The following is a 21370-nucleotide window of genomic DNA, read 5'->3' as shown; positions in this document are numbered from 1 at the left end:
TTCCTCCTAATCTTTCAGTAAAAATTGCAAGAGCAGTGTTTCCGCCTCATCGACTATCTCTTTTTCCTCATTTGGAGTAAGAGGATCTATGTATTTCCTCGCCTTCCTGTGCAGGTAGAGCTCCTTTGTGGTCTTTTGAGTCTGTATATATTCCGTGCCGTTGGTTAATAGGGCACCGATAAACCCGCCGTCGTTCTGGAGCTCTTCGCGGTTCCAGTTTCGTCTGGTCTGATTGATAATGGCAAAGGTATAGACAAAGGATGTTTGATCCCCTTCCCCGGCCTGCAGTGTCTCCAACAGTTCCTCAAGCAATCCCTCTTGTTCCATTTCGTTAAATAAAGCAGAATGCCCGTTCAGGACCAATTTCAGTAGAATTCCTTTTCCTTGTATTCTCGCATTCTCCTTTATGTCCAGGCAGTGATCAATCATTTTTGATACAGAGGATAAATCAGTGAGGTCTATGTTCTTTTCCAGCCAATAAATATCGTTTGTTTCATGAAACGTCCGCCTTTTATTTTGCAGATCAATAATAAGACAACCTTTTGGTCCTGTTTCTTTTTGATTCCTGCCTTGGATGTTACCAGGATAAATAACTGGCGGATCGTGGTGTAGTTCCATTCTTTTATGAATATGACCAAGGGCCCAATAGTCATATCCCTTTTCAAAAAGTTCCGCAACCCGGAACGGCGCATAGGCTTCGTGGCCATTCTGCCCTTCTGCATTCCCATGCAGAATACCAATATGATACACATCATCTCCGGACTTTGCAGGATAGAAAGGGACACGGTTTTCAGCAACCGACCGCTTTTCATAGCTGAATCCGTGCAGCATTGCTTTCAATCTTCCATTCTTATAAAAAGGCACACTTTGCGGATGTCCCCCGTCAAACAGATGCACGTTCTTTGGCCACTCCAGATCAATCCATGTTCCTTCCAGATGGTCGTGGTTTCCATGAATCATGTATACAGCGATTCCCTGGGCGTCCAACCGGCCAAGTTCCTTGCGGAAATAGCTTTGCGCTCTAAGGCTGCGGGAATCACCATCATAAATATCACCCGCAATCACGATAAAATCCACCTGTTCTTTTATGGCCACACTGACAATTTCACTGAAGGCTCTGAAGGTGCTGTGCCGGATGCGTTCAAAGATTTCCCTCGGTAAATGAGATAACCCTTTAAAAGGGCTGTCCAGATGCAAATCGGCACAATGCAAAAACTTCAACACCATCGCCTCCTTTTCCCTAATCATTCTAACCTTTATTTTACCATATATACGAAAACACGTTCTCGTATTTGGGAAAATACACATATTTTCGGCAGAAATGTTGAAAGGCCAATTAACCGTACAAAAAAAGCAGGAAAATTGACGAAAAAACAGAAATACAAGAGAGGAAATCCTGAAAGGAGCTTCACACCTTATGAAAAAATACTTTCTTACTGTCTATGACAAAAGCGGGGAAAAACTGCTCGATGAAACCATCCAGGCTGCCGATGACAGGCAGGCAAAGAAACTGGGAGAAAAACGCTTAACAGAAGAACAATTCAATGACCGTACACACCGCCTCACATCGCCATCAGGAGCTCTTCTGCTGTTTCACCGTTAACGAGCAGCCTGCCCTGATGCCAACCTGGTCACGGTGCTTTTTATCAGATTTTCATTATTTGTGAAAGAGGTGCGAGGATGAGTGAATTCTTCATCAGGCGGGGAACCATTGAGGATAGTCTGTCTCTCTCTTATCTAATGGGTGATCTCGGCTATCCCACCACCGAAGAGGAAATGAGAGACAGGTTAACGTATATTCTGCAAGACCCCGCCTATACCTGCTTTGTCGCTTGCTGTGACGATCTGGTGATTGGAATGATTGGCGTCGTCAAAGAATACTACTTCGAAAAAAACGGGACATGCCTGCGGATCATTGCCCTTGTCGTAACCGAAGAATATCAGGGGAATGGCTTTGGAAAGGCCCTTGTCGGGCATGCGGAAAACTGGGCAGAGGAACAGGGCTGCACTGCCATTGTTCTGCATAGTGGAAAACAGCGCAAAGAAACCCACGAATTTTACAGAAACCTGGATTATGATGATACCGGCCTCCGCTTCATCAAGGTGATGTTATAAACCAAAGCTCCAGCACCCTGTTTAAATCCGACAAGCGTTGGAACTCCTGATCTGCAACACGTTCTTTGTGTTGTTGAGAAGGAGTGAAACGACCTAGAGGATTTGGGTGCTGGAGCTGGACGCGTCTTCCTCGAATACTCCAGCACCCTGTTTAAATCCGACAAGCGTTGGAACTCCTGATCTGCAACACGTTCTTTGTGTTGTCGAGAAGGAGTGAAACGACCTAGAGGATTTGGGTGCTGGAGCTGGACGCGTCTTCCTCGAATACTCCAGCACCCGTTTAAATCCGACAAGCGTTGGAACTGCTGATTGCAAAACCAAAAACCCGGCTGTCTGGATTGGACAGCCGGGTTTTTGTTTCCGCGCAGTTGTTGACCCCTTTTTCATGCCTATCTTTTTGTTTTTCCCCGATTGTTTCTCCGAATCATTTTGGTCTTAATCTTACTTCAGGTTTACCCACACGCTTTTTACTTCTGTATAGTTATTCAACGCATAAGATCCCATTTCACGGCCCATACCGGATTGCTTGTATCCTCCGAATGGAGAAGCCGCATCAAAGGCATTATAGCAGTTAATCCAAACTGTACCTGCCTTCAGGTTGTTGGACACATAGTGAGCCGTTTTGAGATTTTCTGTCCAAAGACCTGCAGCAAGTCCATATTCAGAACGGTTCGCACGCTCGATTACTTCATCAATATCCTCAAACGGCATTGCCGCTACAACCGGACCGAAGATTTCCTCTTTGGCAATGGTCATCTTGTCATCAACGTCCGCAAAAATAGTCGGCTCCACAAAATAACCTTGCTCAAACGGTCTGGATCCTCCAGTCAGAAGCTCAGCTCCCTCATCCTTACCTTTGGAGATATAGCTCATTACGCGGTTATGCTGCTCCTCGGAAACGAGCGGCCCCATTGTAGTATCCGGATCAAGACCTGGTCCCTGCTTGATGCTTTTCGCATGGGAGACCATGTCCGCCATAACATTGTCGAACGCTTTTTTCTGAACAAACAAACGGGAACCCGCACAGCAAACTTGTCCCTGGTTGAACATGATACCGCTCAAAGCACCAGGAATGGCACGCGTCATATCCGCATCCGGAAGGATAATGTTCGGTGATTTTCCTCCGAGCTCAAGCGTTACACGTTTGAGGGAGTCCGCTGCATTTCTCATGATCATTTTACCGACTTCAGTAGAACCGGTAAATGCGATTTTGTTAACTTCCGGATGGTCGACAAGCGCTGCTCCTGTTTCTCCGGCACCCGTTACAACGTTAAGCACACCTTCTGGGAATCCGGCTTCCTGAGCAAGCTTCGCAAGATAAAGAGCGGATAGCGGCGTCTGCTCTGCAGGTTTCAATACAACCGTACAACCAGTGGCCAGGGCTGCGCCCAGTTTCCATGCTGCCATCAAGAGCGGGAAGTTCCAAGGGATAATCTGGCCGACAACACCAACCGGCTCGTGGCGTGTATAGTTGAAGAAGCTTCCTGCCACAGGGATAGTTTGTCCGACAATTTTAGTCGCCCATCCTGCATAATAACGGAAATGTTCAATCGCCAAAGGCACATCACCGTTCATGGTTTCACGGATTGGTTTTCCGTTGTCCAGCGTATCGAGCTGTGCGAGCTCTTCTTTATTTTCTTCCATTAAATCCGCAAGTTTATAAATTAAATAGCTGCGCTTTGCGGCGCTCATTTGTGACCAGTATCCAGTATCAAAGGCTTTGCGTGCCGCTTGCACCGCAAGATCGATATCTTCTTTTCCACCTTCTGCAACAAGCGCCAAAACCTCTCCTGTTGAAGGATTCAGAGTTTCAAACGTTTTTCCTGATTTCGCTTCTACCCATTCTCCATTGATGAAAAACTTTTTTGTTCCGTTTAAGAATTCGGCCACCTTCGGCTTCAGATTCAGGTTAACAGTTTTTTCCATTTTAATCCTCCTCATATCCTTGTTTCTTACCTTATATCCGTTCGACAAAGTTATTGAAAACCCTTTCAAAAAATGTCGTTTTCTTGTTTTGTAACATAATTGAAATATTCTGGGATTTATATTCATATAAAAAAAGCCCCTGAATGGAGCTTTCTGGTTAGTATAACCCTACTCTCAACTGCTTTCTGAATACTTCTTTAATCATATAAGGAACTCCCAGCTGGTCATTGGTGCGTGTAATCCAGCTGGCGGCGTGTTTGACATCATCCGGCGCATTCCCCATGGCTACCCCAAGACCAGCCATCTCAATCATTTCACGGTCATTATGCGAATCACCCACCGCCACCATTTCTTCAGGAGCTATATCAAGCTTTAATCCAAGCATCCTTAAGGCATTGGCTTTGGTCACATTTGGAGATGTAATCTCGAAATTGCATTTAGTGGAGGAGGTGTATTCAAAATTGGCAAAGTGGTTTTTCAAATGTTGTTCTGCGGATCGGCGTTCTCTTTCTTCAAAAAATTGCACATCAATCTTGGAAGGTGTAATTTCCTTTTCAAGAACATGATGACTTAAGTTTTCTGTAAAGGTTACAGGATAAAACAACGGATCCCCTGCTCCGAGGGTCAGTCTGGCAACGAGCTGATTTTTCTGATGGACCTGGTTCCCCACAGAGAAGCGCTCATGAACCAGCCGAATATGGCAATTGTAATTTTCAAGTATGGAAACCATCTTGTTTGTATCTTCTCTGGAAATATGTGATTCAAAAAAAGGTTCATCCTGATTGGCTGCAATAAAACCGCCATTTTGGCTGATCAGATAACCATCCAGCTTGAGAGCCTTGGCGACTTTTTTGGTTGAAGGAAAGTTGCGGCCGGAAGCAAGCGTAACATAAACCCCTTTTTTTCTTACATAATCGATCGCTTCCCTTGTTTCCTTATCCATGCGAAAGTTGCTTCTCAACAGGGTCCCATCGATGTCCAGAACCAGCATTCGGTAAATCAAGGCAATCCCCCCTCTGACTGAAAGATAGACTCTCTCTGTCAAACTATATTCCGAATGAAGCCGAGATAGAACATGGAGCCCCTCCATGGTGATTTATCGCGTTCGCAATTAATTTGATTTCGTGCAATTGTTCTTGAAAACGTGCAATTCTCACTGTTCATACCAAAAAACGCCTTTCAGCAGGATGCAGAAAGACGTTTTTTCTCATGGACACTTATTGCTGCTTTTCGTCCGCCATCGGTCCATAAAGCTCTTCAAGCGGCTTTGTAATGATTTTGTTCAGATCAGAGATGGTTACGCTCATGCGCTGCTCAGTGTTCATCAATGTGCTGATTACCTCGTTTTGCTGCACTGACTGGAATAAAGCCTGTGCCTTTTCCACTTCCTCCTGTGTGATCTGCTCGCCGGACATTTGCTTTTGCTGAAGGCCCATTTGAATCGTGCGGAACTCGTCAAACATTTTTTTGGCTTCCGGATCCGCATTTACCTTCGCATAGCTATCCTTCAAGGTTTGAAAATCCTCGCTGTTGCGCAAGGCGTTTTCAAGATCGTACGCTAAATCATAAAGATTAGACATAGTTTGTTTTCCTCCTCAGACTCTAAATGTCTCTACCACTATAACAAACCTTAGAGGAACATCAAAATCAAAGCCTGGAACACGGCGATGATTCCTCCGAGCAATGCACCGAGCCAGGTGATCATGGTGAGTTCTTTTTTGGCTACATCAATAATGATTTGCTCCAGCCGTTCAAGCGAAAACGTTTCTACCTGTTCCTCCACAATTTTTGCAATCTGCAGTTTATCCAAAATCATGGCTAAACGGTCGTTTAACGATTTCATGAATAGGTCCACAATTCTTGGAATGAAACGTTCCAGAATGGCTTCCTTGTACTGATCCGGGATGCCATCGAGCGGTTGATGCAAAAGGTTGGTAATCGGAAGCTGCGAAACAATTTGGGAAGCTCCTGGTTCGATCCATGTTTCGGCATTCATTATGTCCTGAAGCTTTCCTGCCTTCTGCTGCTGAGCTGCCTCCCACTCCTGCCGGATTAACTTTTCAATGGTTTCCTTCGTTTGTGGCTGTTTTAACAGCTTGATCATTTCTGGCTGAAGCTTATCTACCATTTTTACATTACCAAAAAACATCGAAAGCATGTTCAACAGCATGCCTCTTTCTGCCAAGAAAGCATCAATGCCCTTGGATAGGGTTTCTTTACCATCTTTGCTTTGAAGAAAGGCGATACCTTTATCGACGATAAATTGGGCAGCTCCCCCGATTTTTCCGTCGACCGCAGCCGTCATACTTGAAGGAAGGAGTTCGCTTATTGTCTGCTCCTTTACCTCATCCAGGATGGCATTCAGCTTGTCCTGAACAAAGGATTTTGCTTTTTCAGAAATGACAGCCTCCGCATTTGAAACATTCAACTGTTCCGCCAAAAATCGCTGAAGCGTAATATCACTCTCAAGAACCCCCCTTGCTTCGGTTTTTACAAGGGAAGTAATTTCATCTATAAAAGCTGGATCCGTGACTTTACTCTGAATCCCTTCAGCAGTTAACAGATGGTTCTTGACGGTTTCCCCCATCTTTATGGCCAACTCATGCCTCCGCTTGGGAATCAGCCCCGGGGTAAAGGGCACTTGATACTTTCCAATTTTCCAAGGTTTATAAGGACGGAACAGCATCCGGATGGCGATCAGATTGGTTAATCCGCCAATTAACGCCCCCATCACAACCAAAAACACTATTTTTATCCATGTATCCATTGTTAATCTCCTAGTTTAAACACTATTTTCGTGCTGCTTTCATAGTATACGATATGGGCATCGGCCTAATCAAACGGGAATGCCCTTTTAAAATGATAAACAAGGAGCGAAAGAAATGACGATTCTTCCTCTTTATCCCTACAAGACGGAAAAGGCTGTACTTTTCATCCCCGAATGGCTGCTTTTGGATACAGGTAAGCCGGTTACTCTGTCCTTCGGTTCAAGCACTGTGACATGCACCGCAATCGCACATGCCAGGGATGAGCTTCGTCTTTCTTCACCCCTTTGGACTGCCCTGCAGATTCCATTTGCTTCAAGGGTTCATATACATATTCACGGCTCTTCGCTCGAAATCGGTCCTTTGGCTGGTATTTTCACATCCCATGTCGGTTTCTCATCTTCACGCCCTGCCGGGGAGCGTTCCTCCTTTTTTGCTAAGCTGCTTTCTGCTGCCAGGCCTGTCGGTTCCTACTATTTTCTGTTTGGCCCAAAGCAGATTGATTTAAAAAACAGTATTGTCTATGGTTACTTTCACGATGGAACACGTTGGACCACGCACAGCGTTCCGCTTCCTTCTGTAATCTACAACCAGATTCCAACGCGCAAAACCGAAAACAGTCCCTCAATTCAAAAAGCGCTTCACCTTTTTCAAAACGAGTGGAAAATTCCCGTGTTCAATCCTTCCTTTTTCAACAAACAGGAAATTTCCCAGATGATGTCCGGGGACAGTGAAACTGGGCACTATCTGCCCGAAACTTTCATCGATGCAGATGTCTATGAAATCGAGCGAATGTTGAACACTTATCCTGTTATTTTCTTCAAGCCCGCAGGCGGCAGTTTTGGCCGTGGCATTTCCACAGTCAGCAAGTTGAAAAACGGAAATTACATCTGCAGATTTCAGGATGGTCCCCGACTTCAATCCATGAATTTTGGTCGTTTATCCGATCTTCTTCATTCGCGAAAGCTTGTTTCTCAAAAAGAAAAGGTCCTTGTACAGCAAGGAATTGACTTGATCACCATCGGACATTCGCCTGTCGATTTCAGAATACATTCCAATAAAAACCGTCATGGCCAGTGGGTGATCAGTGCAATTGCCGCAAAGGTCGCCGGATCCCAGGCGCTAACCACCCACCTGTCCTATGGAGGCGAAGCACGACGTCCAGAAAATGCACTGGAGCTGGCAGGAATGCCATCTCAATTGCTCATAAAACTGAAGCAGGCAGCTCTTAAAATCAGCAAACAAATTGATGCCAAAACAGACGGACTCATAGGAGAAATCGGATTTGACATGGGAATCGACAAGCAGGGGCGTATATGGCTAATCGAAGCAAATTCAAGGCCGGGCAGAAGTCTTCTTTCTCATTCCTTGTTCCGAAAAGAAGACTATTTAACGCGGAGACTTTCTCTAGAGTATGGAATTCACCTTGCTGAACAAGCGTTTCTTTCCAAACCGTTGATTCATGCCCAATAAAACCTGTCCTTCTCCCTTCTTTTTGTTAGAACACTGTTTGCACTGGTATACTAGGGTGAGAACATGAAAAGGAGTTTTTGGCATGCTATCTAAACTTCAACAACATTACGGCAACCATTTTTCCTTACATACCGCCGACCATCCGGAACAGTATTACTGGTTTGCAGATCAGGCAGGTGTTACGTTCGGCATAGCCAAAACGGCAATTACTTCCAGTGAATTGGATTTGCTGCATTCGCTGTTTACAGAGGCAGAAACGGATACTCGTCTTTCGGAGCAGCAGATTTTTTGGAAGAACGTTATTTCTGGCGACCTTCAGGGCGAACACCCGCAGGTCCGTTTCCGGTTCATTCATTTTTTCTTAAAAAACGATCTCAGTGACCAAGATGCCTTTCTCGAAGCTGTCTCCGGCATTTTTCCCGATGAAGTGACTGTGCTTTTTATGTCCGGTCATCACGGAGTGCTGATCGAGCCCAAAACCAATGAAACGGAAGAGCTGCCGTATGATCAGGTTAAGTCGGTCCTCACAGCTGACTTTTATACCGATCTCGATTTGTTTATCGGCAGGTGGATGGATAGCTATGCAGAGGGAGCAGAACAGTTCAGAATTGAACGGGAAATGTTTTCCTCCATCCGGCCTTTTCTCCCTCCCCAGGAAGTATATTGCCGGGAGGACTTGATTCCCTACCTGCTTCTTCTTCATCTGGACAAGTCTGCCAGTCAATTCATTTCCAATCTCATACCGGATGAATTATTTAAAGACCGTGATCTGATTCACAGTATTAAAATTTTCCTCGAATGCAATATGAACCTGTCCATGGCAGCAAAAAAATTGTATATTCACCGAAACAGCCTGCAATACCGTGTAGACAAGTTCATCGAAAAAACAGGAATAGATGTGAAACAGTTTAAACAGGCGGTCGCTGTTTACCATGCGCTGATCAGCCGTGAAACAACGATAAGTTAGATCGTTTTGTGCACAATGCACAAAAAATTGACTGAAAATTTCGGACATGCCTCCAATATACGAAAGCCCTTACATTCGCTACAATTAAGGCAATCAGCAAAGGTCGTTCTTTTGCAAAACCAAGGAGGAAATACAATGGCAGGAATTAAACTACAAAAAATCGTAAAACGCTACGACAATAAAGTAACCGCAGTACATGACTTTAACCTTGATATTAAGGACAAAGAATTTATTGTATTTGTTGGCCCATCCGGCTGTGGTAAATCCACAACCCTTCGTATGATTGCCGGCCTTGAAGATATTTCAGAAGGAGAACTTGTCATTGGAGACCGCGTGGTAAACGATGTCGCACCAAAAGACCGTGACATTGCCATGGTTTTCCAAAACTATGCCCTTTACCCGCATATGAATGTATATGACAACATGGCGTTCGGCCTAAAGCTCCGTAAATTCAGCAAAGAAGAAATTGAAAAACGCGTAAAAGAAGCGGCCCGAATCCTCGGCCTTGAACAATACCTTGATCGTAAACCTAAAGCACTTTCCGGCGGTCAGCGCCAAAGGGTGGCGCTTGGACGTGCAATTGTTCGTGATGCACAGGTTTTCTTGATGGATGAACCTTTATCCAACCTTGATGCCAAACTTCGTGTACAGATGCGCGCTGAGATCACCAAGCTTCACCAGCGCCTGCAAACAACAACCATCTATGTAACGCATGACCAGACTGAGGCCATGACGATGGCTACAAGAATCGTTGTTATGAAGGACGGACACATCCAACAGGTTGGTTCACCTAAGGAAGTATACGATACACCTGAAAACATGTTTGTCGGCGGATTTATCGGAAGCCCGGCCATGAACTTTATCAGCGGAAAAGTAGAAGACGGATATTTTGTAATCAACAATGATATCCGCGTGGCGATTCCAGGAGGAAAAATGAAAACCCTTCGTGACCATGGCTACCTTAATAAGGAAGTAACACTTGGCATTCGTCCGGAAGATCTTCATGATGAGCCAGTATTCATTGAGTCTTCTGCCAACACCAAAATTAACGCCCGCATCGACGTAGCGGAGCTTATGGGAGCGGAAACTTTCCTATACTCCACAATTGCCGGCCAGGACTTCATCGCCCGTGTGGACTCCCGTACGGATGTACGAAACGGCCAGAATATTGACCTTGCTCTTGATATGAACAAAGCTCATTTCTTTGACAACGACTCAGAACAACGCATCCACTAAGTTAAAAAACAGCAAGGACATCGGAATCTCCATCAGGAAGAAGGCTTGCCTTCTCCTTGATGGAGATTTTTTATTTTTTTTTGTCAAATCATGTGAAAAACAAGGTTGATTAGGGAATAATGTTTTATCATTGACAATTCCTTCATTTACTGATTAAATGACTAAGGAATTCTGATGAGTTTTATCGGATTTAAACTTAAAAAATCATCCATTTATGGATATATTATGGAGGTACACACACATGAAAAAACTATGGGCGATCCTCATGGTTTCCGTCATGCTTGCAGGAATTTTGTCCGCTTGCGGCAATAATGACGGCGACAACGGATCAAAGAAAAAAGAACTGACGATCGGAACGGAAGCTACATACCCTCCCTTCTCCTATCGTGACAAGAAAACAAACGAAGTAACCGGCTATGATGTGGAGGTAGCAAAAGAAGTTGCGAAGCGCCTTGATATGAAGCCGAAAATCGTACCGACAGAATGGAAGAACATGTTCACTTCACTTGGGAGCCGTTTTGATATGGTAGCCAACCAGGTAACGATTACACCTGAACGTGAGAAACAATATGCCTTCTCCACTCCTTACACCGTTTCTGGCGGGAAAGTTATTGTAAATAAAAGTAACAAAGACATTAAAAGCATAAAAGATCTTAAAGGCAAGGTGGTCGGAACCACTCAAGGAAGCAACTATGCCATGGAAGCTGAAAAGGCCGGCGCAAAGGTTAAATATTACAAAGGCATTGCACAAGTACTGTCCGATCTTGACGTTAACCGTGTGGATGCGGCTTTGAATGATGAACTGTTCATTTTAACAGAACTGAAAAACACAAAATATAATGTAAAAGCAGTGGGCAAACCATTCAATGAGAATAAAATGGCCTTTGCCTTCAAGAAAGATAATAAAGACTTAGCGAAAAAAGTGGATAAGGCTCTTGCTGACATGAAGAAGGACGGCACGCTTTCCAAGCTTTCCAAAAAGTACTTCGGAGCAGACGTAAGTGAGTAGTTCTCTCCAGTACATGGTGGACTCCCTCCCGTTTTTACTGGAGGGAGCCAAAATCACCGTTCTCCTTAGTCTAGGGTCCATTATCGGCTCATTAATTTTTGGGCTGGTCATCGCATTATGCAGAATGTCGAGCAACAGCGTCCTTTCCCGCATTGCAAGAATCTATATTTCCTTTTTCAGGGGAACTCCCCTTCTTATTCAATTATTGATTTGGTATAACGGATTTACGTTTGCGATCACTCCTGAAGGATGGCAGGCAGCACTTGTCGGATTAATCCTTCATTTCAGTGCTTATATTGCGGAGTCCTACCGCGGAGCGATTCAATCCATACCTAACGGCCAGTGGGAGGCATCCTATTCACTTGGCATGAACTACTATCAGACGTTCCGTGAGGTTATCCTGCCTCAGGCATGGCGCATTGCCATCCCGTCCATCTGGAACTCACTGATTGACGTTGCCAAGTCTTCATCACTAGCATCTGTCATTACTGTACCTGAACTTACTTCTATTGCCGATCAGCGCAGTGCATCCAGCTTGATTGTTCTGCCGATTCTTTTGGAAGCCGCACTTATATATTGGGGATTATCCACCCTGCTTGAATGGAGCCGTGAACGTCTCGAACGGCGACTTCGTATTATTAAATAAATCACCAGCTCAAAACGGGCTGGTGATTTTTTTATGTCCACTCAGATATAAAAACAACCATTTCCTGCCGGCATATTTTGCAATAATAAACATGTGGGCACTGGGACTCCTTAAAATCTGCCGGATATCCATTTTCGAGCTTCAGACCATCGGAATCCACATATGGACTGTAGTCATCAAAATAATCGCTCAGCTTTCCCTGGTCCTCGCCCGCATTGCCGCAGTCCGGGCAATGGAAAACGACCGTATGTAATTGATTGCAGACCGGACACATGCTCATAAACATTCCTCTTTCCAAATGCAGTTAATTAAAAAGGGGCGGATCGCTCCACCCCTTACAGCCATGATTATAGAGTTATCGAGCTGAACCGCTGATTTGTTGTTGAGCCATTGCTACAAGACGTTTAGTGATTTCTCCACCTACAGATCCGTTAGCGCGAGCAGTTGTATCAGCACCTAGTTGAACACCAAATTCAGAAGCGATTTCGTACTTCATTTGATCAAGAGCTTGTTGAGCACCAGCAACTAATAGTTGGTTTGAGCTGTTGTTGTTTGCCATTGATATCACCTCCTTAAATCTATTGTGCTTCAATAAAATAAGGATATACGCTGCCCCATTTTCCAAATTATGTGGAGTTTTCTTTGGTTTTCCTTTCCTTGCTGCATTCTCTAAAATCAATTGGCATATCTTCTTGTGAGGTACTGAAATTTCCCTCCTACTCTGTTAAAGTGGAGAGGAAAAATCAGCCTTACATAAATCAGCAATTATAATTTTCCCATAAAAAAGAGGCGGGGTGAAACATTGAATGATCAATGGTTAGAAAAAGAAGGAAAAAAATGGGTAGCGGAAAATATTATCAGCGAAGAGCAATACCGTCTTATAGTGGCAAAATATAAGGATAATCATTCACAGCGGGGCATCGGTCTTATACCGATCTTCGCAAGTATTCTGATCGCCCTCGGAATCTTGTCCTTTATTGCAGCCAATTGGAGCGGCATTACTCCTCCTTTCAGGCTGATATTGCTGATCGCCGTTTTATGTACCAGTTATGGGCTGGGCCATATATTTCTTCAAAAAGGTAAGGAAGCTCTGGGACATTCGTGTATTGGCCTTGGAATAGCCTCTTTTGGAGCATCTCTGATCCTGCTGGGCCAAACGTACCACTTTGTTTCATATGACGCACGCACCTTTATTATCTGGTCCGTGCCTGCCTTGATCTATCTGTACTTCCTTAATGGAAGGCTGTTATTTTTTCTTACCTTTGCCATTTTAACCGGCGGGCAAATTTACGCCCAGACTGAGTTCTCCAGCTACAGCTATGTGCTCCTGATTTTGTTCGGACTTGGATTGGGCTGGTTGGCCCTGAACGAAAAGAACCGTCTGTATACCCGCTTTTTTGCCGCCGGGTTTATTTTGCATCTTGTTTTCCTGGCAGGAACCCTTGATGAAAACTGGCTATGGCTGATCGTTATTCTTCTCGGTGTTTACAGCCTGTCAGAATGGCTCGATCAAGGCCTTGGATCTTCCCTTAAGTTTTTTGCTTCTGCAGCGGCATTTGGGATAAATCTGGTGCTGTACTTTACATTAACGAATACACCATCGGATACCTTTGATTATCCCGAGCCGCTTTGGTTTTTACTTATTTTTATTCTCTTAGCTGCTTTCCTTATTTATTCGAGAATGAAAAAAGGTACCTTGCGAGCATTACTAAAAAGCGGCATTTTATTTATTCCCTGGTTTTATCTGTCCACCTTCACCGGAAATCTGGCGGTGGGAATCCTGTATTTAATCGTTGCTTTCGTTTTTCCCGGATTGCTGCTGTCCGAAGGGTACCGGACAGAACAGCGATATCAGATCAATTGGGGCATCATTTTGTTTTTGCTCGTCACCTTTATTGCTTACATTAATTTGGCGTGGTCGTTTATGCCGAAATCCCTATTCTTCCTGATTGGCGGAATCCTTCTGTTTGCTCTGTACTTCTTTTTGCAGAAAAAGAAAAAAGATGTGTTAGAGGAAAGGGGGACCCCACATGAAAAAAAATAAATGGTGGATTGGTTTAATCATTCTTCAGGTCCTCGTTCTGCTCGGAATAGCCGGAAGTTATTATGGAGTTGATTATTTTGGCAAGGAGATCCATCTGAAAACAAAGCCTGTAGACCCATCGGATGTATTTTCCGGGGACTATGTTTCCTTGAATTACGAAATCAGTGACGCTCCCGATTCCCTTTGGAAAGGAAAGCCTATTCAAGAGCCAACACCAGTATATGTGGTTCTTGCTCTGGAAAAAGGGAAGTACCACATTGAAAAGTTAACAAATCATTCTCCTGATGTTTCAGGCAGCCAGGTCTACTTAAAAGCAAAGGCTACCCCCTCAATGGTTGGGATGCTTCATTTGGAATATGGTCTGGAACGTTTTTATGTCGAAGAAAATACAGGAAAGAAGTTTGAAGAACCGGGACAGGAATACTCCGTAGCAGTAAAAGTCGCGCCATGGGGCAAAGGTGTCATTCAGAAAATCCAGACTGAAAAGTAAGACCGCTACAGTCCGCATCATTTCCAGTCATTCTCCTATCCGAATGGTTTATTCTTGTGCAATAGGGGTACATTGTTAGAGAGGTGACCCAAATGAGTGAAATGAAAATCATTGATATTAAAAATACAATAAACGACTGGGCAGGAAATCAGATTACCATTCGAAAAGAAGAAAATGAAGATTTGGATCAAATCAACATTCAACTGGAAAAAGCCACCTTTGAACAGCGGGATTCTGTTGATGACTACATTGCAGACAATGTCATGTTCCTTCATGGCACGGCCTACAGTACCGAGGATGGCGAAAAAACAGAGCTTCCTTCTGTTCTGTACGAAGTGCCGCTGGATGGCATTGAGGAAATCAATACAGATCAAAGCATCATAACCTTTAAAACAAGCAGAGGGCAGTATGCCATCATGAAATCGTAAAAGAACCCGCAGAGGGTTCTTTTTTTGCTTTTTCGTCATATAAGTTGTAAAATAGTTTAAAATATTCTAACAACAGGTATTGCTTTCAAAACGGATTTTCTTCACATTAAATAGGAGGGTATGCATGCATCCTGATTGGAAAAAGAAAATCGTGATCGGCGGTATGTCCACAGCCTTGGGAGGTTCATCCGTTTCAAATGCACATGATGAAACTTCCGTCCAGAAACATGAAGTACAGATCATGGGAGCAGAAAAAGCAGCATCTGAACAAAAAACAGCACAATAGATATAATAAAAGGGGGCCCTCAATGGCTCCCTTTTGTATTATACTGCTTTACTTGTCTGCTGCCCCTGCTGTATTTGGTACATCTGATAATAACGTCCGCCCGCTTCCATCAGAGACTGATGCGTTCCCCGCTCCATAATTCTGCCGCGGTCGAGGACCAAAATCTGATCTGCATTTTTGATTGTGGACAAGCGATGGGCAATAATAAAGGTCGTTCTACCTTGCTTGAGCACTTCAAGCGCACTTTGGATAATGGCTTCTGTTTCAGTATCAATGCTGGCTGTGGCTTCATCCAAAATTAAAATGGCCGGATTAAAGGCGAGTGCTCTGGCAAAAGACAGAAGCTGGCGCTGCCCGGCAGAAAGGGTGCTCCCCTTTTCGATAACCGGTTCATCCAGACCGCCGGGAAGGTTTTGTACAAACGGCATGGCTCCTACATCCGTGAGCGCTTTTTCTACCTTTTCCCTGGTGATGGAAGGATCATCAAGACTAATGTTGGAAGCAATCGTACCGCTGAACAAGAACGGGTCCTGCAGAACAATGCCCATATGCTCACGCACAACCTGCTTGGGCATCGTCATGATATCTTTGTTATCAATCATTATCTTTCCCTGCTTAATATCATAAAAACGGAACAGCAGGTTCATGATGGAACTTTTTCCAGATCCGGTATGGCCGACAAGCGCCACGGTTTCTCCTTGCTTTGCTTCAAAGGAAATATGGTTGAGCACATTTTCTCCCTCAATGTACGCGAAGCTTACATCATTGAAGGAAACATTCCCATCATAGCGCGGCGCCTTTTTCACTTCCACATCCATTCCTGGCTCGTCGAGCAGTACAAACACGCGCTCTGCCGACACGAGTGCCTGTTCAAGCTGTGCCAACTGATTCACCATCCCGGTAATGGGCTGGAACAAGCGGTTTAAATAATCGACAAAAGCATACAGAACACCAACGGAAATCAAGGCATCCGCCTTTAAAGAAGCCCCCCCGAAATACCAGATCAGAGCTACGAACGCCAGGTTCCTAAGAACACTTACAAGATTATGGGACGTCAGGCCGTTTAAGCTTAGCAGCTTGTTCTGGTAGGAATAATACGTTTTGTTCATGTCTTCAAATTCCTTAACCGTCTCTTTTTGCCGCTTGAACGCCTGGATGATCGTCATCCCTTGAATGGACTCATTGACCATACCGTTTATATCACTCAGGGTGGAACGGATAATATGGTTATACTTAGAAGCGACTTTTCTGTACAGCTTGATCCATACAAGGAGAATAGGAACCAAAACCATGGTGATCAGGGCGAGACGGGCATCCAGGATAAAGAGAGCTGTGAAGATCCCCGCCATATAGATGGTTCCAGTAAAAAAGTTCGACAGTACATTTACAAATAATTCTTTAATCGCTTCCGTATCATTCGTTACCCGTGACACTGTTTTCCCAGCAGGCTGATTGTCAAAGTACGTAATCGGCACCCGCTGTATTTGCGAGAAAACATCCTGACGCAGTTTTTTGATCACAAGGTTGGACGAGCTTTGCAGCATATAATGCTGACCATATTGAAAGATACTCGCAAACAATAGCAGAATAAAATAAAAACCGGTCAGTTTGACGAGTCCTCCAATCTCAGGTTTGTAGAAGTTGAAAAGATCCTTGTTTTTTATGAGTACTGCCGGGTATTCTTTTGTAACACCTTTATTTGAAACGGTAATTTTATGGTTGTTGTATTTCTTCTCCCCTTTAATATTGGCAGGCTGTGGAATGAAATAATAACTTCTTCCGATCTGGGTGATCCTGACTTGCCTTCCCTTGCGTTCACCCGGCAGCAGCCGGTCTTCCCTTTTATATTGCTTGCCCAGAAAAGCTACCGTGTTTTTTGAACCCGACCTGGTTTCAAACCATGGCTTTTCTATGCCCAAAATGTGTACATCTATCATCCGTTTTGCTATAAAAGGACCGGTAAGCTCTGCGGAAACCGCGAGAGCCAGCAGAAGAAGCCCAATTATAAAGCTTTTTTTATAAATTAAGGCGTATTGAAATAATCGTTTTCCAGGCTTCACGTTTTTACACCGCCCTTTCATCGAGACGTTCTTCGACCTTTTGCCGTTCATACTGTTCACTGTACCAGCCGCCTTGCTCCAGAAGCTCGGTATGTGTTCCTTCTTCGGCTATCTTCCCATCATTCATCACGATGATCCAGTCTGCGTGTTCCACCGCTGATAACCGATGGGTTGTAATCAACGTTGTTTTCCCTGCTCTCTCTCTTCTTATGTTTGTGATGATGGCTGCTTCCGTTTTTGCATCGACTGCTGAAAGGGCATCATCCAGCAGCAGGATCTCGGGGTCGATGAGAAGGGCCCTGGCAATGGAAACCCGTTGTTTTTGGCCACCTGACAAAGCGACGCCCTTTTCCCCCACCAGGGTATTGAGTCCTTGCGGCAAATACTTCACATCCTGATCAAAAGCTGCCATTTTAAGAGCATGCTGAAGCTCCTTCTCCGTCCCCTGGCTATTCCCAAACAGCACATTCTCTCGTATTGTTTTTGAAAAAAGGGTAGCTTCCTGCGGAACGTAGCCGATCCATCCCTGAATATCCTCTATGGCAAGCTGGGCCAGATCGATTTCCGAGATACTAATGGTTCCCTCTCCTAGCGGATACTCACGAAGAAGCTGCTTGAACAGCGTTGTTTTTCCACTTCCTGTTCGTCCGACAATGCCAAGCGTCTGGCCTGTTTTAACACTTACATGAATTTCTTTTAAATTATCTCTTTCTGATGACGGATATCGAAACGATACATTGTGGAATTGAATGGTTCCCGGCTGATCGAGCTTTATCGGGTGGGGATGGCTATTTACATCCGGTTCATAGGCAAGTGTTTCGTTCACCCGGTCCAAAGAGGCATTTCCACGTTGCATGACATTGATCAATTCGCCAACAGCAAACATCGGCCATATCAGCATTCCAAGGTAAACGTTAAAGGAGACAAGCTGTCCAAGAGTGATGGTGTTGTGAAAAACAAGGTATGCGCCATATCCTAATCCAATCAAATAGCTGATCCCAACCAGCACTTTAATGGTTGGCTCAAACAACGCATCCACCTTGGCAACAGCGATATTTTTTCCATAGACATCATCCGTGAGAGTTTGGAAGCGGGCCATATCTTCCTGCTCTTTTACGTAAGCACGGATTACCCTCACTCCCGAAATACTCTCCAACACCTGATCATTCATGTCTCCAAACGCATCCTGTGCCAGCAGAAACCGTTCATGAACCTTCTTTCCGTACCGATTCATGGCAATGGCCATCAGAGGCAGGGGAATAACAGCCGCGAGTGTCAGTTTCCAGCTGATAAATAACCCCATGGTAAGCAAAATGACCAGCATAAATGCACTCGAGTCCACAAGGGTGAGAATTCCGAACCCTGCGGTAACTGAAATGGCCTTCAAATCGTTGGTTGCCCGAGCCATGAGATCTCCTGTCTTATTTTTTTCATAAAACGATGGAGTCATTTTTAAAAGATGTCTCATAAATTTGGAGCGGAGGATCCGTTCCACAACAAATGCCCCGCCAAACAACTGATACATCATGAAATACGTTAAAATATAGGTAATGGTCAATAAACCGGTATACACTAAAATCGTTTGGATCAGTGTTTCTTTTGTCAAGTTGCCCAGGTTAATGGCATCAATCGCATTTCCGACGATCTTTGGAGGGATAACCTCTAGAATGCCAACCACGATTAATAAAACAACCGCTATCGAATAGCGTTTCCAGTGCTCTTTAAAAAACCATCCTAATTTGCTTAAAACAGAAAACATCGTTTCACTCCTCTCATCCTGAATCCTCTGATACGAAAGCTACCCTGAGCCCAAATGAAGCTGCCACTTTAATCTCACTACTGTTACTAATCTCATCTTTGCATCTCTCCTTTATATGAACGGTGAATAGAACCCCAAATGCAAAAAAGCATACCGCCTCAGGGAGGCGATATGCTAAAAATTAGAGACACGTCACGTCACAAAGGAAAAAGCGCGGCCGTGTGTCTATAGATTATGCGTTATTACGGAATGGCCGGTCACCATATGAAATTGAAAAAGAGCCGTTGGTTAAATGCTGTAAATCATTCATAGTCTTTTTCATGACACAACCATCCTTTCAATAAATTGTAATTCCATTTGACCTCAGTAATAGTAACACTATTTCAATTAAAGTGTCAATATAAAATAGTGTATATTTTCTAACAATTCACAAAAATAAAAAGCCCGCCAGAGGCGGACTTCCTATACTTAAAAATTAAATTGGCGATTTAAGTTGGCCATCTCAATGGCAGAAGCAGCCGCTTCCCAGCCCTTGTTACCAGCCTTCGTTCCTGCACGTTCGATGGCCTGCTCGATGGAATCAGTGGTCAAAACACCAAAAATGACCGGGATTCCTGACTGAAGTGAAGCTGCTGAAACACCTTTTGCCGCTTCGTTGCAAACATAATCAAAGTGGGGAGTAGATCCGCGAATAACTGTTCCAAGCGTGATCACTGCGTCGTACTTTCCGGAATCGGCCATTTTTTTGGCGATCAAAGGAATTTCAAAAGCACCAGGAACCCACGCGACGTCCACATTCTCTTCTTCCACACCATGACGTTTCAGTGCGTCCTGTGCGCCCCCAAGCAGCTTGTTTGTAATAAATTCATTGAACCGGCCTACGACGACTCCTACTTTTAGTCCTGTTCCGATTAAGTTTCCTTCAAAAATGTTTCCCATTGTTGTGCATCCTCCTCTGTTAGAACTGCAGCAAGTGCCCCAGTTTCATCTTCTTTGTTTTTAAGTATTTTTCATTGTCTTTATTTGCCGGCATCTGAATGGGCACTCGCTCAACCACTTCAAGATCGTAACCTTTAAGACCGGTAATTTTGCGAGGATTGTTGGTTAAAAGACGCATTTTCTTTATGCCGAGTTCCTTCAGGATCTGTGCGCCGATGCCATAGTTTCGAAGGTCTGGTGCAAAGCCTAGCTTTTCATTGGCTTCTACCGTGTCCAAGCCTTCTTCCTGAAGCTTGTAGGCGCGCATCTTATTCAACAGGCCGATTCCACGTCCTTCCTGCCTCATATAGAGCAATACACCTGAACCAGCCTCTTCGATTTGCTGAAGCGCCGCATGAAGCTGCGGACCGCAATCACAGCGATGAGAGCCGAACACATCGCCGGTCAGGCATTCTGAATGCACTCTTACAAGCACCGGCTGGTCTGGATCGATCCTTCCTTTAATCAATGCCACATGTTCTTTATCGTCAATAAGGTTGGAAAAGCCAATGGCAGTAAAATCTCCGAAATCCGTCGGCAATTTAATTTCGACTTCTTTTGTAACCATTTTTTCTTTCCGGTTCCTGTATTGAATAAGGTCTTTAATGGTAATGAATTTCAGATCATGCTCGAGTGCCAATTTTTGCAGCTCCGGCACCCTTGCCATGGTTCCATCTGCATTCATAATTTCACAAATCATTCCTGCCGGTTTTGCGCCTGCTAACAGAGCCAGATCAACGGCCGCTTCCGTATGTCCTGCCCTCCTCAGCACGCCTCCTTTTTTGGCGATCAAAGGAAAGACATGGCCGGGACGCTTGAAGTCAGGTCCCTTCGCACCTTCTTCCACCATTTTTTGAATGGTAATGGCCCGTTCAGCGGCCGAGATGCCTGTTGTTGTGCTTTCATGGTCAATGCTGATCGTAAAGGCAGTCCCATGGGGATCGGTGTTATTGGTGACCATCGGTGTCAGCTCCAGCTTAGCTGCAAGATTTTCGTCAATCGGAGCGCAAATCAGTCCTCTTCCATGAGTTGCCATAAAGTTAACCGTTGAAGGTGTTACTTTTTCAGCGATGGCGACAAAGTCTCCTTCATTTTCTCTGTCTTCATCATCCACCACAATGACAGGTTTGCCGTTAATCAAATCCTCAATCGCTTCTTCTATACTGTGAAACATCAATCATCCCTCCT

At 44.5% G+C, this 21370-nt stretch carries 22 protein-coding genes; 11 read left to right on the top strand and 11 right to left on the bottom strand.

Annotated elements, in window-relative coordinates; genetic code table 11:
• Positions 1-6 precede the first annotated feature (6 nt).
• The gene (locus AS030_RS00500) at positions 7-1221 is read right to left on the bottom strand and encodes a metallophosphoesterase family protein (RefSeq protein WP_162264533.1); all 1215 of its coding nucleotides are present in this window, start codon (positions 1219-1221) and stop codon (positions 7-9) included.
• 196 nt (positions 1222-1417) lie between these two features.
• Here AS030_RS00500 and AS030_RS00495 point away from each other — a divergent pair, with 196 nt between their 5' ends.
• Both AS030_RS00495 and AS030_RS00490 read left to right on the top strand, forming a co-directional pair.
• A complete protein-coding gene (locus AS030_RS00495) occupies positions 1418-1603 on the top strand; it encodes a YhzD family protein (protein WP_061967201.1) in 186 nt (61 codons plus the stop codon).
• A gap of 77 nt (positions 1604-1680) precedes the next feature.
• Positions 1681-2115 carry a GNAT family N-acetyltransferase gene (locus tag AS030_RS00490; protein ID WP_061967199.1) on the top strand — a complete coding sequence of 145 codons (435 nt, stop codon included), beginning with the start codon at positions 1681-1683 and terminating at the stop codon, positions 2113-2115.
• Between the two features lie 441 nt (positions 2116-2556).
• On the opposite strand, the gene AS030_RS00485 is transcribed toward AS030_RS00490, so the two are convergent.
• The 4 genes from AS030_RS00485 to AS030_RS00470 all read right to left on the bottom strand — a co-directional run bounded on the left by AS030_RS00485 (position 2557) and on the right by AS030_RS00470 (position 6808).
• Complete coding sequence (locus tag AS030_RS00485) at positions 2557-4041, bottom strand: aldehyde dehydrogenase family protein (protein ID WP_061967196.1); 1485 nt, start codon at positions 4039-4041, stop codon at positions 2557-2559.
• A 157-nt stretch (positions 4042-4198) separates the two neighbouring features.
• The gene (locus AS030_RS00480; RefSeq protein WP_061967194.1) at positions 4199-5044 is read right to left on the bottom strand and encodes a Cof-type HAD-IIB family hydrolase; all 846 of its coding nucleotides are present in this window, start codon (positions 5042-5044) and stop codon (positions 4199-4201) included.
• A gap of 214 nt (positions 5045-5258) precedes the next feature.
• Complete coding sequence (locus AS030_RS00475; RefSeq protein ID WP_061967192.1) at positions 5259-5621, bottom strand: YlbF/YmcA family competence regulator; 363 nt, start codon at positions 5619-5621, stop codon at positions 5259-5261.
• 50 nt (positions 5622-5671) lie between these two features.
• Positions 5672-6808, bottom strand: a complete 1137-nt coding sequence (locus AS030_RS00470; protein WP_061967190.1) for a DUF445 domain-containing protein — start codon at positions 6806-6808, stop codon at positions 5672-5674.
• Between the two features lie 115 nt (positions 6809-6923).
• Here AS030_RS00470 and AS030_RS00465 point away from each other — a divergent pair, with 115 nt between their 5' ends.
• The 5 genes from AS030_RS00465 to AS030_RS00445 all read left to right on the top strand — a co-directional run bounded on the left by AS030_RS00465 (position 6924) and on the right by AS030_RS00445 (position 12137).
• Entirely contained in the window at positions 6924-8279 is a 1356-nt protein-coding gene (locus AS030_RS00465) for a YheC/YheD family endospore coat-associated protein (RefSeq protein WP_061967187.1), read from the top strand.
• Positions 8280-8361: 82 nt separating this feature from the next.
• The gene (locus AS030_RS00460) at positions 8362-9246 is read left to right on the top strand and encodes a PucR family transcriptional regulator (protein WP_061967184.1); all 885 of its coding nucleotides are present in this window, start codon (positions 8362-8364) and stop codon (positions 9244-9246) included.
• Positions 9247-9381: 135 nt separating this feature from the next.
• The gene (locus AS030_RS00455; protein ID WP_061967182.1) at positions 9382-10482 is read left to right on the top strand and encodes an ABC transporter ATP-binding protein; all 1101 of its coding nucleotides are present in this window, start codon (positions 9382-9384) and stop codon (positions 10480-10482) included.
• 241 nt (positions 10483-10723) lie between these two features.
• Complete coding sequence (locus AS030_RS00450; RefSeq protein WP_061967179.1) at positions 10724-11491, top strand: transporter substrate-binding domain-containing protein; 768 nt, start codon at positions 10724-10726, stop codon at positions 11489-11491.
• Positions 11484-12137: an amino acid ABC transporter permease gene (locus tag AS030_RS00445; RefSeq protein WP_205728262.1), complete on the top strand. Its 654-nt coding sequence runs from the start codon at positions 11484-11486 to the stop codon at positions 12135-12137. Before AS030_RS00450 ends, AS030_RS00445 begins: the two co-directional genes overlap by 8 nt.
• Before the next feature lie 31 nt (positions 12138-12168).
• On the opposite strand, the gene AS030_RS00440 is transcribed toward AS030_RS00445, so the two are convergent.
• Positions 12169-12417 (bottom strand): hypothetical protein, encoded by a 249-nt coding sequence (locus AS030_RS00440; protein WP_061967175.1) that lies wholly within the window; start codon positions 12415-12417, stop codon positions 12169-12171.
• A gap of 75 nt (positions 12418-12492) precedes the next feature.
• The gene (locus tag AS030_RS00435; RefSeq protein WP_061971370.1) at positions 12493-12696 is read right to left on the bottom strand and encodes an alpha/beta-type small acid-soluble spore protein; all 204 of its coding nucleotides are present in this window, start codon (positions 12694-12696) and stop codon (positions 12493-12495) included.
• 243 nt (positions 12697-12939) lie between these two features.
• On the opposite strand from AS030_RS00435, the gene AS030_RS00430 reads away from it, so the two are divergent.
• From AS030_RS00430 to AS030_RS23305, 4 genes are all read left to right on the top strand, one after another.
• Positions 12940-14181 carry a DUF2157 domain-containing protein gene (locus AS030_RS00430; RefSeq protein ID WP_061967173.1) on the top strand — a complete coding sequence of 414 codons (1242 nt, stop codon included), beginning with the start codon at positions 12940-12942 and terminating at the stop codon, positions 14179-14181.
• Entirely contained in the window at positions 14168-14671 is a 504-nt protein-coding gene (locus tag AS030_RS00425; RefSeq protein ID WP_061967171.1) for a GDYXXLXY domain-containing protein, read from the top strand. The genes AS030_RS00430 and AS030_RS00425 overlap by 14 nt, the downstream gene beginning before the upstream one ends.
• A gap of 92 nt (positions 14672-14763) precedes the next feature.
• Positions 14764-15099, top strand: coding sequence for a protein YmzB (gene ymzB, locus AS030_RS00420; protein ID WP_061967169.1), 336 nt, complete (start codon positions 14764-14766; stop codon positions 15097-15099).
• A gap of 124 nt (positions 15100-15223) precedes the next feature.
• Complete coding sequence (locus tag AS030_RS23305; protein ID WP_156412538.1) at positions 15224-15385, top strand: hypothetical protein; 162 nt, start codon at positions 15224-15226, stop codon at positions 15383-15385.
• A gap of 38 nt (positions 15386-15423) precedes the next feature.
• On the opposite strand, the gene AS030_RS00415 is transcribed toward AS030_RS23305, so the two are convergent.
• From AS030_RS00415 to AS030_RS00400, 4 genes are all read right to left on the bottom strand, one after another.
• On the bottom strand, positions 15424-17445 hold the full coding sequence (locus tag AS030_RS00415; protein WP_141686997.1) for an ABC transporter ATP-binding protein: 2022 nt from the start codon (positions 17443-17445) through the stop codon (positions 15424-15426).
• A 4-nt stretch (positions 17446-17449) separates the two neighbouring features.
• A complete protein-coding gene (locus AS030_RS00410; RefSeq protein ID WP_061967164.1) occupies positions 17450-19204 on the bottom strand; it encodes an ABC transporter ATP-binding protein in 1755 nt (584 codons plus the stop codon).
• A 468-nt stretch (positions 19205-19672) separates the two neighbouring features.
• The gene (ribH, locus tag AS030_RS00405; RefSeq protein ID WP_061967161.1) at positions 19673-20143 is read right to left on the bottom strand and encodes a 6,7-dimethyl-8-ribityllumazine synthase; all 471 of its coding nucleotides are present in this window, start codon (positions 20141-20143) and stop codon (positions 19673-19675) included.
• Between the two features lie 19 nt (positions 20144-20162).
• The gene (locus AS030_RS00400) at positions 20163-21356 is read right to left on the bottom strand and encodes a bifunctional 3,4-dihydroxy-2-butanone-4-phosphate synthase/GTP cyclohydrolase II (protein ID WP_061967158.1); all 1194 of its coding nucleotides are present in this window, start codon (positions 21354-21356) and stop codon (positions 20163-20165) included.
• Between the last annotated feature and the right edge of the window lie 14 nt (positions 21357-21370).

Source organism: Fictibacillus enclensis (assembly GCF_001457035.1).
In the GTDB taxonomy this organism is placed as follows: domain Bacteria; phylum Bacillota; class Bacilli; order Bacillales; family Fictibacillaceae; genus Fictibacillus_C; species Fictibacillus_C enclensis.
The sequence above is the reverse complement of the archived record's forward strand: the minus strand, read 5'-3'. Positions and strand labels throughout refer to the sequence as shown.